Origin of the sequence: Rohdeia mirabilis, from assembly GCA_007750655.1 — a bacterium.
Classification (GTDB): Bacteria; Planctomycetota; UBA1135; order UBA1135.
Map to the genome: position 1 here is coordinate 2667010 of CP036290.1, position 16093 is coordinate 2683102.

The following is a 16093-nucleotide window of genomic DNA, read 5'->3' on the forward strand; positions in this document are numbered from 1 at the left end:
GATCCAATGGCCATCCAGGTCGAGAGCCCCGCACAACTGAGCGAACTCGGTGCCGTCTTCAGGCGGCGCCGTTGGTGGTTCATCGTGCCCGTCCTCCTGTCGATCGGCATCGGCGCGATCCTGGTCTTCCTCCTGCCCAACAAGTACGAGGTCGACATCCAGGTCAAGCTGGTCGAGGTCAAGTACGACCAGGAGGAGCACTTCCGCTCCGGCGGCAAGCAGGGCTTCCTGCAGCGCGACCTCGAGAGCGCGGAGACCGAGATCAAGGAACCGTCGCGGCTCCACCGTCTGATCCGCGAACTCGGCTGGGTCGACTATCAGGAGCTCGACGCCCTCGATCGCCAGGACTACATCGAGAAGGTCCAGGACAACATCTCCGTGGACGTGGTCGCGAAGTCCAAGGACGTCGGTTCGTCGTTCGTGAACCTCTCGTACATGGACGTGGACTCGAACCGGGCCGAGCTGTTCCTCGAGCGACTGACGAAGCTCTGGGTCGAGGAGAACTTCATGCGCGACCAGCGCCAGATCCAGACGAAGCTCGCCGCCGCGCGTGCGAGCCGCGAGGGGTACCTGACGCGGGTGGCCGAGAACCGCAAGAAGAAGAACGACCTGATCGACCGGCACGAGATGCCGTTCGACGCCAACCAGCGCACGCGTCAGACCAACCAGGGCGACCCGGTCTACGAGCGGATCGCACGCACCCAGAACCGGCTGCTCGAGATCGGCAACGAACGGGCCAAGCTCGAGATCGAGCGCGACCGCGTCGTCGAGAGCCTCGAGTTCATGCAGGAGAAGGTGCTCAGCGCGTCGATCGAGCGCGGCTCCAGCAACGACGACGGCAAGCTGAAACGGATCCTCGACGAGATCGACAGCGTCAACGAGGACCTCGCCAACCTGCGCCCCGCGAACCCCGAGTTCGAGACCCTGCGCGCCAAGCTGCGCGAGCTCGAGAAGCTGGCGAACGAGCGCACCGGAGGAACGGCCGACACGGAGATCGTCGAGCGCGTCGACAACCCGGATCGCCCGCCGCTGCTGGCTCGGATCGACGAACTCGAGGTGGAGATCGCCATCCTCGCCGGCGAGGCCGAGCGCCTCACCGAGCAGCTCGCCGTCGACCGGCGCGCCCACCAGACGCGGACCGGTGTCGCGCGCGAGCTCGACGCGCTGGACGTGGACATCGAGAGCGACCTGATGCTGCTCGCCACCAGCCAGGAGTCCGTGGCCGGCTTCGAGCGCGACCTCGAGGCCTTCAACCGCCTCGGTCCGAGCTACGAGATCACGAAGGAGCCGCTGGCTCCCGAGAGTCCGAGTTCGCCGAACGTGCCGCTCGTGCTGTTCGGATCGATCGTCGCCGGTGCAGTACTGGGCAGCGCGCTGCTCGTCGCGCGCGAGTTCCTCGTGCCCGGTTTCCGCATCCCGGCCGACGTGGCGTCGGACCTGACCGTCCCGATCCTCGGGATCGTCGGCACCGTGTCGACCCGCCGACAGCGCATGGCGCGCGGAATGCTCGGCGGCGTCACGGCCCTGGGCACCGCATTGTTCCTGGGCCTCGTCGCCTGGTTCCTGTGGGCCTACCAGGAGCGCCAAGAGCTCCTCGGTACGGACCTCGTCGAGCGGATCGAAGAGATCCAGTACACGCTGCGCTGATCGGCGCGGCGTCGATCCGCACGGAGGCCGAGAGCCATGCGCGATATCATCTTCACGCTGGCGCTCCTGAGCGTGCTCCCCGTGAGTTTCCTCCGCCCGTACATCGGGATGGTGGTGTTCTCGTGGCTGGCCTACATGCGCCCGCAGGACCTGACCTGGGGCTTCGCGAAGTACGAGCGGTGGTCGTTCTACGTCGCGATCATCATGTTCCTCGGGTACCTCGCGCAGAAGCGCAAGGGGCCGCTGTTCGTGGTCGATCCACGGACACTGATCTTCGGGGTCCTGATCCTGCTCGTGGGTTTCGGCGTGATCACGCACCCGCACCCGGTGAACCCCGAGTTCCAGGTCACGCGCTTCGTCGAGTACATCAAGATCATCGGCATCGCGCTCTTCACGACCGGGCTGGTCCGGAACCGTGAACAGATGCGATTGCTGATCTGGGTCATCGCGCTCTCGTTCGGCTTCTACGGCGTCAAGAACGGCATCTGGGGAATCATGACCCTCGGTCAGTCCCCGATCCTGCGGGGTCCGGGTGGCCTGATGTTGGACAACAACGACTTCTCTTTGGCCCTCTCGATGGCCATTCCGATGCTGTGGTGCATCGGCACGGTGGAGAAGCGTTTGGTCCTGCGGCGCGCGTTCCTGGTCTGTGTGCCATTGACGATGCTGACCGTGCTGCTGACGCACTCGCGCGGCGGACTCCTGTCGATGGGGGCCGCGATCGGCGTGCTGGTCTGGCGTTCCAAGCACCGCGCCGCCGCCATTGCACTGAGCATCCTCGCCCTGCCGATCGCCATCGTCGCCATGCCCTCCGAGATGCGCGAGCGCTTCGCCTCGATCGCCGACTACGAGGAGGATGGTTCCGCCAACGCACGCTTCCGTTCGTGGGCGGTCGCGATCCGTATGGCGACCGACAACCCTCTGCTCGGGGTGGGGATGTACAACTTCCGCGAGCGGTACCTCGACTACCAGCCCGATCCCACACCCTCGGAGATGGACGGCAAGGACATCTTCGTGGCCCACAATTCCTACCTGCAGATCTGGGCCGAGACCGGCACGCCCGCACTGCTGCTGTACCTGAGCCTGATCGGAATGTCGTTCATCACGATCTGGCGCGTGCGGGCCCGTGCCCGCAAGCACTTCAGGACGAGCTGGATCGTCGAGTACGCGACGATGTTCGAGGCCTCGATGGCCGCCTTCGTGGTCGGCTCGACCTTCCTCAACCGTGCCCACTTCGACCTCTTCTACCACTGGGTCGCGCTGATCCTGATCTTCGGGCGCATGGCGCAGAAGGACCTCGACGATCCGATCAAGTACCCCGCGCGCAAGGCCGGGACGCTCGAACCCGTGCGCTTCGTCGGCGAGCGCGGGTTCGGTCGCCCGCTCCCTGTGCCATCCAGCCACGGCTTCGCGAACTAAGGGGAGATCAACCGCAATGTGTGGCTACATCGGCGTCGCGTTCGCTGTCGGCTCGACCCCGCCCGAGGCGGGCCTGCTCGATCGTGCGCGCGAGACCCTGAGTCACCGCGGGCCCGACGACGGGCGCACGGTGCTCGGCCGCGGCGGAGCACTCGCCTTCCGCCGCCTGTCGATCATCGATCTCGAAGGCGGGGCCCAACCGTTCAGCCTCGAGGACGGCGCGTTGATCTCGTGCACGAACGGCGAGATCTACAACCACGTCGAGCTGCGGCGCGGGCTCGAAGCGCGCGGGACGACGTTCCGCTCGCACTCGGACTGCGAGGTGGTGCCGAACCTCTATCGCGAACGCGGCGCCGACTTCGCGAGCTCGCTGATCGGCATGTTCGCGTCGTGCGTCATCGACGCCAGCTCGGGGCGCACGAAGGCCGTGCTCGTCCGCGACCGACTCGGCATCAAGCCCATGTTCTGGTGCGTGAGCGACGGCCGCCTGTGGTTCGCCTCCGAACCCAAGGCGCTGCTCGCCGCCGGAGTGGGGCGACGCCGTCTGCGCGCGCGTTCGCTGGTCGACTTCCTGTGCCACGGCTACGTCGACGGACCCGAGTCGGCCTGGGACGGCATCGGACGATTGGAGCCCGGCTGCCGCCTCGAATGGGAGGAGGGCTGGGACGCGCCGCGCATCACGCGCTGGTGGTCGCCGCCCACCGAACCGGCCGACGAAGCACCCGAGCGCCTGTCCGAGCGCCTGCTCGAACTCTTCGACACCGTCGTGGCGGATCGCATGGTGGCGGACGTCCCGCTCGGCGCGTTCCTCTCGGGCGGCGTCGACTCGACCGCCGTCGTCGACGCGATGGTGCGGCGCGCGAAGGACCCGGTCATCGCCTGTTCGGTCGGCTTCCGCGAGCGCAGCCACGACGAACTCGACCTCGCCCGGTCGACGGCGAAGCGCCTGGGCCTCGTGCACCACACCTCGGTGCTCGAACCCGAACCCGCCGCGCAGTTGGACGAGTTGGCCTGGTTCTTCGACGAGCCGCACGCCGACCCCTCCGACGTCCCGACGCTGCTCGTGTCCCGAGCGGCTCGCGAACACGTCACGGTGGCCCTGTCCGGCGACGGCGGCGACGAGATCTTCGGCGGCTACCGGCGCTACGTGCACGACGTGGCGGAGAACCGTCTGCGCCGCTCCATCGGACCGCTCGGACGCGGCCTGGCTGGCTTCGCGGGCGGCCTGTATCCGAAGCTCGACCGCGCACCGCGCTGGCTGCGCGGCAAGACGTTCCTGACCAACCTCGGCGACGATCCCGCGCGCGCCTACCACCGCAGCGTCAGCCAGCTGGCACTCGGCGACGTGCACGCCGTGTTGGCCACGGACCTCGCACGCGAGCTGGTCGCGCACGACCCGTTCGAGCGCTGGGCGACCGCCTATCGGCGCCCGAACACCGACGACACGCTCTTCCGTGCGCAGTTCGCCGACTTCGCCACGCAGCTCCCCGAGCAGATCCTCACCAAGGTCGACCGCGCATCGATGGGTGTCGGCCTCGAGGTGCGCGTGCCGATCCTCGACCACCGCTTCGTCGAGGCGCACCTGGTCCTGCCCGCGAACCACAAGGTCGTCAGTGGCCGCGGCAAGCACGCCCTGCGCGAAGCCCTGCGCCAGCGCCTGCCGAGCGAGATCCTGGACGGCACGAAGCGCGGCTTCGACACGCCTCTGCGACCCTGGTTGGCGGGGCCGCTCGCCGCCACCGCGCGCCGCGCCGTGAACGAACTGCCCGAGACCTGGTTCGACCGCCGCGCGCTGACGACGGCGCTCGAGGACCACGTGCGCGGCGCTCGCGACCACGGGCGCCTCCTGTGGAGCCTCATCGTCCTCGAGCACTGGCGTACGCGCCACGCCGTCGAGGAGTCGCTGGCCGACTGATTCGGCCCGCACCGGCCGGCGGCGATCCAGCGCGGATCTCCGCACCGACGGGAGCGCCGCGCGGACCCCCTCGTGCAACCGCGCGCCCAGCGGTGGGGGGGCTCGATCCCCGGCTTCGCGTAGCCTGTCGGTCCGTGAAGATCTGCGTCCTGACCAGCCTGTTCCCCAGTCCGCCGCGGCCGCGTGAAGGCATCTTCGCCCTGCGCCGATGGGAGCGCATGGCGGCACGTGGGCACGCGGTCCACGTCCTCCAACCGGTCCCGCACGCGCCGCGTCCCTTCGCCAACGGAGCGCGCTCGGACTTCCGAGCGATGCCGACGTTCGAGGAACGCGACGGGTTCGAGGTCTATCGGCCGCGCTACGTCCACCTGCCGCGCTGGCCGCTCGGCAACGCCGAACGCTTCGCCCGCACCGGACTGCGCGGACTGAAGCACTTCGGCACCGTCGACGTCGTCGTCTGCGACTACGCCTGGCCCGCCGCGATCGCCGCGCACGGCCTGCGCGAGTCGGGGATCCCGTGCGTGGTCAACGGGCGCGGGAGCGACGTGCTGCAGGTGGCGGGCGAAGCGGGCCTCGGCGAGCCACTCGGCGCCGCACTGCGCGCCGCCGGCCACTGGACCGCCGTGTCCCAGGACCTGGTCGACGCCATGGACCGCGTCGCCGGTCGTCCGGGCGTCGGCGTGCTCGTCCCCAACGGAGTCGATCTCGACGCCTTCACGCCGGGCTCCGCGGACGAGGCGCGCGCCGCGCTCGGACGAGCGGAACGCGGCGTACGAGGATCCGGGCCGCTCGTGCTCGTCGTCGGGCACCTGATCGCGCGCAAGGATCCGCTGCTCGCCCTCGAGAGCTTCCGCCTCGGTGCGCCGCCCGACGCGCGCCTCGTGTTCCTCGGACGCGGACCGCTCGACCGGGACGTCGAGCGCGCCGCCGCCGAAGCCGGGCTCGGCGAACGGGTCGAGCTGCGGGGCGAGGTGCGTCCGGAGGAGCTCGCGACCTGGTACCGAGCCGCCGATGCCCTGCTGCTGACCAGCCACCGCGAGGGCCGCCCGAACGTGGTCCTCGAGGCCCTCGCGAGCGGCACGCCCGTTCTGGCCACCCAGGCGGGAGGAACCGGCGAACTCCTGGCCGAGCTCCCCGGTGCCCTGGTGACGTCGCGCGATCCGGCCGACATCGGACGTGCCCTGGCCGAACTCCTAGCGTCGCCGCCGTCGGCCGCGAGCCTGCGCGAGTCCGTGGTCGGGCTCACGTGGGAGGCCTGTCTCGACCGACTGGAAGAGCATCTGGACGAGGTTCTTCGAACCGCCAGTCACCCGTGACCGCTCCCCGCATCCTCTACCACCACCGGACCGCCGCCGAGGACGGGCAAGCGGTGCACATCCGCGCCATGCTGCGGGCCTTCGCCGCCGTGGGGGCCGACGTGCGCGAAGTGGGGCTGGTGCGGCGCGACACCGAACAGCCCGAGCCGACGCCTTCGAACGCGGACGAGAAGGGCGGTTGGTCGCTCGTCGGTTCGGCGCCGCGTTTCGTGCGCGAGCTGATGGAGCACGGCTACTCCGGACTGGCTCGCCGGCGCCTCCTGGCGGCAGCCCGCGACTTCGATCCGCACTTCATCTACGAGCGCTACGCGTTCGGGAACGTCGGCGGCGTCGCAGCCGCGCGGCGCTGCGGCCGTCCGCTGTTCCTCGAGGTGAACTCGCCGCTCGTCGACGAGCTGGAGCGCACGCGCGGCCTGTCGTTCGAGGGACTCGCGCGCCGCTCCGAGCGCCACGTGCTCGAGAACGCCGATCGCATCTGCGCGGTCACCGGTGTCCTGCGCGACCTCTTGGTCGACCTCGGCGCGCCGCGCGAGCGCGTGATCGTGACGCCCAACGGCGTGCACCCCGACCAGTACGCGGCGCCCGGCGACGCCGGCGCCCGCGCGCGCGCACGCGAGGACCTGGGACTCGGCGGGCCCGCCGACGACAGCGACGAGGTGGTGCTCGGCTTCGTCGGCTACTACCGCACCTGGCACCGACTGGACCTGGCGATCGCCGCGCTGGCCGCGCCGGAACTGGCGCACGCGCGGCTGGTGCTCGTGGGCGACGGCCCCGCGCGCGCCGAGCTCGAGGCCAGCGCCAGCGCACACGGCGTGACCGACCGCGTGCACTTCGCCGGCCCCAGGCGCCACGCGGCGATCCCCGCGGTGCTGCCGGCCTTCGACGTGGCGTTGGTTCCCGCGATCAACGCCTACGCCTCGCCGCTCAAACTGCACGAGTACATGGCGGCCGGACTGCCGACCATCGCGCCGGACCAACCCAACCTGCGCGAGGTGCTCGTGCACGAACGCGAGGCTCTCCTGGTCGCTCCCGGGGACGCCGATGCGTTCGCCGCGGCGCTGGTGCGACTGGCGGGGGACGGCGACCTGCGCCGCCGCCTGGGCGACGAGGCCCGCCGTCAGATCGACGTGCAGGGTCTGACCTGGGAGGCCAATGCGCGGCGCGTGCTCGACGAAGCGCGCACCATCGGCGCCCTCGAGGAACGCCGCCCGCTGGACACCCGCTCGAACGCCGTGAGGAACAGCGCATGAGCTCCACCACGACCTCGCGACTGAACGCGATCTCCTTCGACGTCGAGGAGTTCTTCCAGGTCGCCAACCTGCGCGAGCACTACGCGCGCGACGACTGGGAACACGTCGACTCGCGTATCGATCGCGGGATGGACGCGATCCTCGAGTGTCTGGCGCGCCGGGATGCGCGCGCCACGTTCTTCTTCCTGGGCTGGGTGGCCGAACGCCGCCCCGACCTCGTGCGCGCCTGTCTCGACGGCGGCCACGAGGTCCAGAGCCACGGCTACGAGCACACCTTCCTGTTCGACCTCGACCGCGCGTCCTTGGCCGCGGACCTCGAGCGCACCGAGAAGGCACTGGTCGCGGCCGGCGCGCCGCGGCCGACGGGCTTTCGCGCATCGACCTTCACGCTGACGCGCGAGACCTTCTGGGCCGTCGACGTGTTGATCGAGCGCGGCTACCGCTACGACTCGAGCATCCATCCGATCTCGCACCCGACCTACGGCATCCCGGACTTCGAGCCCGGCATCAGCCGCATCGAGACCGACGCTGGATCACTCGTCGAGTTCCCGGTCAGCACGCTGCGCGCGGCGGGTCGCAACCTCCCGGTCGGAGGCGGCGGCTACTTCCGACTGCTCCCGGGATGGGCGACGCGCATGGCCGTGCGCAGCGTCCGACGCGCGGGGCACCCGGCGAACCTCTACCTGCACCCGTGGGAGTTCGATCCGAAGCAACCGCGCGTTCCGGCACCGGCGCTGAAGAAGCTGCGCCACTACCTCAACCTGGATCGCACGCTCGCGCGCCTCGACGCCCTGCTCGCCGCGCAGCCCTTCGCGGGGCTGGGTGAGGTCCTCGGCGAGCGCGGCTGGCTCTGAGAGCCGAGCCGCGCCTTTGCCGTTCGCTCCCGACGGTTGCCGCTCAGGGCTGGACGTCGAGTTCGAGTCCGTTGGTGGTGACGAACACCTGTCCGCAGCCCGCAGGCGCCGCACCGATGCCCTGGAAGTAGGCCAGTGCCCCGGCGAGCCCCGGATCGCTCGGGATGGGGAAGGACAGGTCGAACGAGCCCTTGCCGTCGGCGACGGTGAAGTAGGTGCCGACGAGCAGACCGAGGTCGATGTGGGCGGCCAGGTCTCCACCGGCGAGCGGCACCGGGGAAGCCAGTGCGCCGCCACTCAACGCGAGGTAGACCGGCGAGCCAGGAGCGACGCCGCTGCCGATGAGGCCGAATCCGCTGGCCCCCACGCGGGGCACGCTGCGCGTGCTGAGCAGCGTCCGTCCGCCGCAGGCGACGGTGCCGTTGCCGAACAGGGTCACACCGATCGGGCGGAAGCTCACGACCACGGCGGCATCCACGTTGACCGCGCCGGCCACCGCGTCGGCGAGACCGTCGCCGTCCACGTCGAAGCCGCCGCCCAGTTGGTTGCCGATCTGCCAGTTGGCGGCCGGTCCACCGACGCCGCGGATCAGCTGCAGGTTCTTGCCGGAGAACGCGTACACGCGGCCGCTGTTGTTCAGGCCGTTGTCCGCCAGCGTGGCACTGGCGACGAAGTCGATGTAGCCGTCGCCGTCGACGTCACCGCCGCCACGCACCTTGGTTCCGAGGCGCTTGCCGGCACCGGCGAGGGTGATCTTCGTGATCTGCGCGCCCGTGTCGCCCGAGAAGACGTAGACCGCGCCGGAGTTCGACGACTGCTGGTCGTCGCCGGGCGCTCCGACGAGGATGTCGGCGTGACCGTCGTCGTCGACGTCGATCCCCCCGTCCACGCCCGCGCCGAACAGGTCCTGGGTGCTCGGACTCGCGATGCGGTGCAGCTGCGATCCGTCGATCCCGGAGTAGACGTAGACCGCGCGTTCGCTCGGGCTGGAGACCAGGACGTCGTCGAATCCGTCGGCGTTCGCGTCGCCCAGGTAGCCGAGGACGCTGCCGAAGTTGCTGACGCCAGCCGGCGCGCGGAAGACGTGGAGTTCGGCCCCGTCGATACCGGAGTAGACCCGCACGCTGCCGTTCCCGGTCGCACCGGTGGTGTCGCTCAGCGAGCCGACGGCCACGTCGTCGAAGCCGTCGCCGTTCACGTCGCCGCAGGGCGCCGTGTACCAGCCGAAGAGATCGTTGGCGCTCTGGCCGCTCAGCTCGCGGATGGTGCTGCCGTCGATGCCCGAGACGAGGCGCGCGCTACCGGCGTTGTTGCCCGGACCCGGAACGTCGTCCTCGTCCGCCGCGGCACAGATGTCGGGCACGCCGTCGCCGTTCACGTCGCCGGCGCGGCTCGAGCCGAAGCCCATGTGGTCACCCGTTCCCGAACCGTTGATCTCGTAGAGCGAAGAAGCGTCGACGCCCCGCAGCACGTGCACCGTGCCCGAGCCGTTGAGGCCGTTGTTCACGTCGAGCCACGCGCCGACCATGATCTCGGAGCGACCGTCACCGTCGAGGTCGCCGAGCAGATCGACGGACTGCCCGTAGCGGGCGTTGTTCGGGCCGTTGATCTGGTGGACGATCGACTGGGCGGAGGCCGGTGCGACGCAGAGGCCGAGGGCGAGCGGTCCGGCGACGAACGCGGGGCGGATGGCGAGGCGGAAGGAACGATCGAACATCGAGGGAGTGGACGGCTTGGAGAGTGACGAGAGTGGGGGGTGCGCGACCGTTCGGCGGGCCCTTGGGACCGCGATCGTGCCCGGACCCGAGGCCGGATCCGGCACAGCGAGCGACGCAGCGTGGTCGAGCGCGATGCGCACGGGTACGCACCGGCCCCGCCTGCACCGGGCCCGGCCGATCCACCGGGGATCGGCGCGGAAAGGCGGCGGGGCCGACGAACGAACGCCCGACGTACGCGCCGGGCTGCCCCAGGATACCCGCCGCGCGGCCGACGGTTTCGGCCGCCGTCCGGTCCCGATCAGCGCGACAGACCCGCCAAGGGCGCGAGCAGTCCGAGCAGCGTCGACTCCACCAGACTCGCATGCGACGCGAGTCCTGCCTGGATCACGTCTTGCGCCACTCGACGGTCCTCGGGCTCGTCCAGCGTCAGGAGCACCCGCGCCACCAGTTCGGCGCTGCGAGCCGCGTCGGGAGTCGTCGCCTGCGCGCTCCACAGCTCCGTCGCCCAGCGCCGCGCCTCCGCCTCGTCCCCGTCCAGCATGGCCAGGCGCAGTCGCGTCTCGGCGCTCCCGCTGAAGCCGGGCGGTGCGAACTCGAGCAGCGCACGAGCCTCCTCGGCGCCGCCATCTGCCGCGCGGTGGCGCATCACGAAGCGCGCGCGCCACAGGGTCATGCGCGGCGCTGCGAGCGTCGACGACAGACGCGCAGAGAGTTCGTCGGCCTCGTCGAGGCGCGCCGCCGCCTCGAGCAGGTCGAGATGGTGGATCCAGAGATCGACGCGCGTCGGTCCGCGTTCCAGCTCGTTCGCGATCAGGTCGGCACCCGCATCGGGGTCGAGCAGCGCGAGCGCCTTCGCCCAGACCTCGGCCGCGCCGCGTTCGAGCGGCTGGCCCGAACGCCGCAACCTGTCGGTCAAGAGCGCTTCCAGCTCGGACCTGATCGACACCAGGCCCTCGCGCTGTTCCGTGAGCCCGGCATCGGTCGACGTCGCGCGCCACAGCGACACCACCGAGAGCGCGCGGTGCGCGGCGAGCGCCTGGTCGCTCGGGTAGAGCGAACCGAGGCCGACGATGGTTTCCGCCTGCTCGCGAGCGTGGATGACGCCGGACCCGACCAACTCGTCGAGGTAGCCGAGGTACTCCGCCAACACCGCGGGCGCGCCGGACTCGGGCGTGGTCTCGAGCGCGCGCACGTAACGCTCGCGCGCGGGGGCGTGGCGTTCGACGTCCCGTGCCAGGCGCGCCGCGATCAGCTGGACCAAGGGGTGATCGACTTCGGGGCCACTGGCAGCCAGCGCTTCCTCGGCGGCTTCGGGCGCGCGGCCGGTCGAGGCGAGTGCCAACGCGCGGGCGATCCGCACCAGGCTCGGCGGTTCGGCAGGATCGGCGAACGTGGCAACCGGGCGCAGGAACCAGCTCTCGAGCGACGCGAGGACCGCGGGTGCAGTGGGTCGACGGCGGGCCGCGTTGGCCAGCTCGAACCAGACGTCGTCGAGCCCGGGGAACGAGCCGACCAGGTCGAGTCCGGCTCGCAGCGCGCGATCCTCCGAGGCGCGCACGCGCGCGAGGCGCCAGGCGAAGTAGCCCTGCCAGAGACCTTCGCGCGCGTCGAGACGACCGAGCGTGAATCCCAGCCAGGGCGTGAGCTGCTCGCTGCCCGCCGCGAGGATCGCCGCGGCGAAGCGGTACTGCGGTTCCCGCTCGGTGATCGGTCCGCCGAAGGCCCGCTCGAACTCGGCCGCCACGACCGGTTCGAGAGCGAGCTCGGGCAGCGGGTCCGTCGTCGGATCCGCGATGCGAGCGAGGGCGGACCACATGAGGCGATCCACGCGGGCGGGGGGCTTGGTCGGCAGGAGCGCGCGCATCAGGATCGGGTCGTCGCGCAGGATCGCCAACGCACAGCGTTCGATCGCCGGTCGCGATCGCAACTCGACCTCGTTCGCGATCTCGGCCCGTGCATCGTCGTCGCCGGTCCCGGCCGTGAACAGAAGTTCGAGCAACGTGACGTGCTCCTCGTCGCCGAACGCGCGACTGCGTTCGAGGAACTCGAAACCTTCGGCGGTGCGTCCGAGCGCCATCGAGGCGAGTGCTCGCACGTCGAACAGTTCGGCGTTGACGGCAACTTCGCTCGAGCGCAGCCCGTCGAGCAATTCGAGCGACCAGGCCGGCCGTCCGCCCGCCAACAGCACGCGCGCCAGCGTCACGCGCCGCGCCACGTCGAGCGACTCGATCGCGGAGAGTCGCTCGCGCAGGATCTCGAAGCGCTCCTGCGTCGGTGCGCCCATCAGCGCTCGCGCATGCAGCTCGACGGAGTTGGCGTAGGCGCCGCTGTCGGGCTCCAGCGTCAACAGTTCGTCCCAGGCCTCCGCCGGGCGATCGAGGTCGAGCAGGGCACGCGCGCCGAGCTCGACCAGCGCCGAGCCCCGTGCGTCGGGGTGCGCGCGCCGCCAACGCGAGAGCTCGACGAGCGCGCGTTCCGGTTCGCCCTGCTCGAGCAAGCCGCTCAGGAAGAACAGCGTCGCGAGCTCGGTCGACGCGCCGCGGATCACGTCGTGGACGCGCTCGGCGGAGACTTCGCCCCGCGACCACTCGCGCCGCAGGAACGAGTCCACGTCGTCGCTCGCATAGCCCCAGGCGAGGAGCCGCACCGCGTGGTCGCGCGCCTCGTCGAGTCGGCCGATGGCCTGGCACGCGCGCATCTGGATCGCGACCAGCGGCGCAAAGTTCTCGAGTTCGGTGCTGAGCAGGATCGACATGTAGCGCGCCGTCGAAGCGCGCTTCGTCTCCAGCAGGTGCTCGATCAGGAGCACCGTGTCGGACTGTGTGATCAAGAGCTCGTTCGGAGCGATGCGGCCGTCGGCCACGTCCGCTGCGATCACGCCGATGTTGCGACCGCGACGGTCGAAGGCCACCTGGGCCATCTCGCGCCAGCGCACGAACCACTCGGCGGCGCGCTCCGGATGGGCCCGAATGCCGTTCGTCAGGGTCACGAGCGCCGCCTCGACGTCGCCCTCCACGCGATCCTGCAGATCGGCCGCTCGCAGCCAGGAGTCCCCGGCCGCGACGGGGTCGCGCTGGCACATCCAAAGGAGCAGCGCCAGTTCGTCGTTCGTGCGACCGGACTCGCGCGCGAGCTGGGCGAGGATCTTGAACGCGGCGGTGAAGCCACCGGGGATCGAGAGAACCGCTTCCGGTGCGCGCAGGTTCGACAGGTAGCGCTCGCAGGTCTCGGTGTCGCCGAGCTCCCAACTGGCCATGCCGACGTAGAAGCTGGCGGCGTCCCGGTGCTCCCTCACGAACGGCCCGCGCGGCGCCAGTTCGTGGTACTGCCGACCCAGGAGCAGGAGGGTCTCCCAACGCTGACCGGCGTAGAGCGCGCGCCCCAGCTCCTTGTAGGTGAACATGTCGATGTAGCCCGTGCCGCGATCGATGTACCAGCGCTCCGCGAACGCTCCGGCTTCGGTCACGCGGCCCGTACTCAGCATCAGGTCGAGGGCCAGTCGGACGAACTCGACGTTGGACGCGACATAGGCCCGTTGCTCGAGGGCGTACTCCGCCATGAACGCCGCCTGTTCGAACAGGCGCGCACGGAGCAACGACTTGACCAGGCTGGCCGCCGCGTACGAGTTGAAGCCCATGCCCGCGCTCGCGGCGTGGGCGGCGCGCGCCCGCGCGTGCAACTCGGCGATCGTCGTCAGTTGCTCGTCGAAACCACCCGGCAGGAGCACGCCGTCGTCGGTGAACACGCTGATCAGGTCGTCGTACGCGCGCACCTGCTCCGGTGATCCGACGGGCAGGTTCAGGACCTGCGCGACGAGGATGCTCGCGCGTTCGTAGGCGGCCTCGGTCAGGACCGCACGCAGACGTCCGTCGACCTCCTCGAACTTCTCGTCCGCACCTTCGTCGCAGGCGCGCCCGAGCACGGTCAGTGCGCGCCAGTCGTTGCTGCGTTCCGCGAGGAACTCGGTGCTCGTCTCGATCGCGCGCTCCCAGTTACCGGCCGCCACGTCGAGCTCGAGCAGCGCCGCGCGGTAGGGGATCGGGTCCTTCGGCTCGAGCGCCAGGAGCGCCTCGTAGTCCTGGCGCGACGCGGGGTACGCGCCGCGCGCCCGGAGCAGCTTCGCGCGCTCGACCAGGATCGCTTCGGTCAGCTCGCGATCGTCGTTCGCGCGGGCCAGGTCGAGCGCCGTTCCGAGCTTGCGCAGGACGAGGCCGGTCTGGGCGGCTCCGCCCTCGGCCGCCACTTCTTCGCGGGCGGACGCCAGGAGCTCGGCCGCCCCCATCCCCACGTTCCCACTCACGTGGCGCAGGAGGACGACGGCCAGTCCGATGACGGCGACCAGCAGGATCCAGGGGAGGCGTCTCATCGATCGTTCGTGTCGTGCCCGGGGCGCGCGTCGCGTCCGGAGGGCGGGGACAGGAGACGGTAACGCCGCATCTTGTTGAACAGCGTGCCCCGGTTGATGTCGAGCAGGGCCGCAGCGCGCTTGCGGGACCCGCCGACCGCCTCGAGCGCGCGTTCGATGAAGCGCCGCTCGGGCCCGGCCAACATCTCCTTGAGCGGACCGAGCTCGACGGCGTCGAAGTCCCGCGCCTGCGGCATCGGGGAAGGGGCCTCGGGGCGCCGGTCGCATGCAGCGAGCGGACCCGCCGACCGCGGCTCGTGCCGGGCAGTGGGCCCGTCGACGCGCGCCGATCCCGCCCGCGCTCCACCGGGCCCGGACAGCTCGGGCGGCAGGTGCTCGACCTCGATCGTGCGACCCGGCGCCACCAGCACCGCGCGCTCGAGGGCGTGCCGCAGCTCGCGCACGTTGCCGGGCCAGGGGTGCGCCAGGAGCGCGGCCAGGGCAGCGGCGGAGAGTTCCTTGTCGCCGCGCCCGTGGTCCGCCGCCGCCGCGGCCACGAAGCGCTCGGCCAGGTCGACCACGTCCGCGGGCCGCTCGCGCAGCGCCGGCAGCTCGACGGCGACGACCTTGAGCCGCCAGTAGAGGTCGTCGCGAAAGCGTTCGGCCGCGACCTCCTCGGTCAGCGAGCGGTTCGAGGCCGCCACGATCCGCACGTCCACCGAGACGGTCCGTCGGCCGCCGAGGGGCTCGAACTCGCCCGACTCGATGGCCCTCAGCAGCTTGACCTGCAGGTCCAGGGACGCGGAGTTGATCTCGTCGAGGAACAGCGTCCCGCCGTCGGCCGCCTCGAAGCGACCGACGCGATCGGCGACCGCACCGGTGAAGGCGCCCTTCACGTGGCCGAACAGCTCGCTCTCGAGCAGAGCGTCGGGCAGGGCGCCGCAGTTCACCACCACGAAGGGCTTGTCCGCCCGGGGCGACGCGTCGTGCAACGCGCGCGCCACCATCGTCTTGCCCGTGCCGCTCTCGCCCTCGATCAGGAGCGTGACGCGCGTGTCGGCCACCGTGCGCACCAGATCGAGTGCGCGCTGCATACGCGGCTCGCGTGTGACCACGTGCCCCAGTCCCCGGCCCTCGCTCGTCTCGCGTCGCAGACGGCGGTTCTCGTTCTCGACCGATCGCGCCTCGAGTGCGCGCTGCACCCCGACCAGGCACTGCTCGGTGGATGCGGGTCGCGGGAGGACGTCGAAGGCCCCGGCACGCATCGCGGCCGATCCGTCGCCCTCGTCGCCGAAGGTGTCGAGGAGCATCACCTCGGGCCGTCCCGGCGAACTGCGCGCGACGTCCAGGACGCGCCGTCCGAGCATCTGGAGCTCCGCGAGGAGCACGTCGAAGCGCTCTTCGCCCAGTCGGGTCTCGAGTCGATCGGAAGCCGTCTCGAGCGCCACCTCGAAGCCGGCCGCCTCGAGGCGCTCGGCGAGGTCGCCCCAGGCGCGGGGATCGGGATCGGCGAGCAGGACGCGGGGACTGTGCATGGTGGGGCGATGGATGCGGTGGGGACCGGCTCTGTTCGGCGACGACGCGCACGGACCGAGGTCCCACGAGCGCGGCGCGTGTCGCTTTTCTTCG

At 70.8% G+C, this 16093-nt stretch carries 9 protein-coding genes; 6 read left to right on the forward strand and 3 right to left on the reverse strand.

Going from position 1 to position 16093, the window contains the following annotated elements:
* The first annotated feature begins 6 nt into the window (after positions 1-6).
* The 6 genes from Pla163_RS09950 to Pla163_RS09975 all read left to right on the forward strand — a co-directional run bounded on the left by Pla163_RS09950 (position 7) and on the right by Pla163_RS09975 (position 8401).
* Entirely contained in the window at positions 7-1647 is a 1641-nt protein-coding gene (locus tag Pla163_RS09950) for a GumC family protein (protein ID WP_145187313.1), read from the forward strand.
* A 36-nt stretch (positions 1648-1683) separates the two neighbouring features.
* On the forward strand, positions 1684-3066 hold the full coding sequence (locus Pla163_RS09955) for a putative O-glycosylation ligase, exosortase A system-associated (RefSeq protein WP_145187316.1): 1383 nt from the start codon (positions 1684-1686) through the stop codon (positions 3064-3066).
* Positions 3067-3082: 16 nt separating this feature from the next.
* Entirely contained in the window at positions 3083-4981 is a 1899-nt protein-coding gene (gene asnB, locus Pla163_RS09960; protein ID WP_145187318.1) for an asparagine synthase (glutamine-hydrolyzing), read from the forward strand.
* Positions 4982-5115: 134 nt separating this feature from the next.
* A complete protein-coding gene (locus Pla163_RS09965) occupies positions 5116-6297 on the forward strand; it encodes a glycosyltransferase (RefSeq protein WP_145187321.1) in 1182 nt (393 codons plus the stop codon).
* On the forward strand, positions 6294-7547 hold the full coding sequence (locus Pla163_RS09970) for a glycosyltransferase (protein WP_145187324.1): 1254 nt from the start codon (positions 6294-6296) through the stop codon (positions 7545-7547). Before Pla163_RS09965 ends, Pla163_RS09970 begins: the two co-directional genes overlap by 4 nt.
* Positions 7544-8401: an XrtA system polysaccharide deacetylase gene (locus tag Pla163_RS09975; RefSeq protein ID WP_145187326.1), complete on the forward strand. Its 858-nt coding sequence runs from the start codon at positions 7544-7546 to the stop codon at positions 8399-8401. Before Pla163_RS09970 ends, Pla163_RS09975 begins: the two co-directional genes overlap by 4 nt.
* 43 nt (positions 8402-8444) lie before the next feature.
* Here the strand turns inward: Pla163_RS09975 and Pla163_RS09980 are convergent, their stop codons facing one another.
* From Pla163_RS09980 to Pla163_RS09990, 3 genes are all read right to left on the reverse strand, one after another.
* Positions 8445-10118: an FG-GAP repeat domain-containing protein gene (locus Pla163_RS09980; RefSeq protein WP_145187330.1), complete on the reverse strand. Its 1674-nt coding sequence runs from the start codon at positions 10116-10118 to the stop codon at positions 8445-8447.
* Positions 10119-10417: 299 nt separating this feature from the next.
* Positions 10418-14485 carry a hypothetical protein gene (locus Pla163_RS09985; RefSeq protein ID WP_145187333.1) on the reverse strand — a complete coding sequence of 1356 codons (4068 nt, stop codon included), beginning with the start codon at positions 14483-14485 and terminating at the stop codon, positions 10418-10420.
* Entirely contained in the window at positions 14482-15999 is a 1518-nt protein-coding gene (locus Pla163_RS09990) for a sigma-54 dependent transcriptional regulator (RefSeq protein WP_419185773.1), read from the reverse strand. The genes Pla163_RS09985 and Pla163_RS09990 overlap by 4 nt, the downstream gene beginning before the upstream one ends.
* Positions 16000-16093 lie beyond the last annotated feature (94 nt).

Bases quoted from the DNA above. Each gene is read 5' to 3' on its own strand.
- asnB (WP_145187318.1), top strand. From the start codon at position 3,083: ATGTGTGGCTACATCGGCGTCGCGTTCGCTGTCGGCTCGACCCCGCCC.
- Pla163_RS09975 (WP_145187326.1), top strand. From the start codon at position 7,544: ATGAGCTCCACCACGACCTCGCGACTGAACGCGATCTCCTTCGACGTC.
- Pla163_RS09985 (WP_145187333.1), bottom strand. From the start codon at position 14,485: ATGAGACGCCTCCCCTGGATCCTGCTGGTCGCCGTCATCGGACTGGCC.
- Pla163_RS09955 (WP_145187316.1), top strand. From the start codon at position 1,684: ATGCGCGATATCATCTTCACGCTGGCGCTCCTGAGCGTGCTCCCCGTG.
- Pla163_RS09950 (WP_145187313.1), top strand. From the start codon at position 7: ATGGCCATCCAGGTCGAGAGCCCCGCACAACTGAGCGAACTCGGTGCC.
- Pla163_RS09990 (WP_419185773.1), bottom strand. From the start codon at position 15,999: ATGCACAGTCCCCGCGTCCTGCTCGCCGATCCCGATCCCCGCGCCTGG.
- Pla163_RS09980 (WP_145187330.1), bottom strand. From the start codon at position 10,118: ATGTTCGATCGTTCCTTCCGCCTCGCCATCCGCCCCGCGTTCGTCGCC.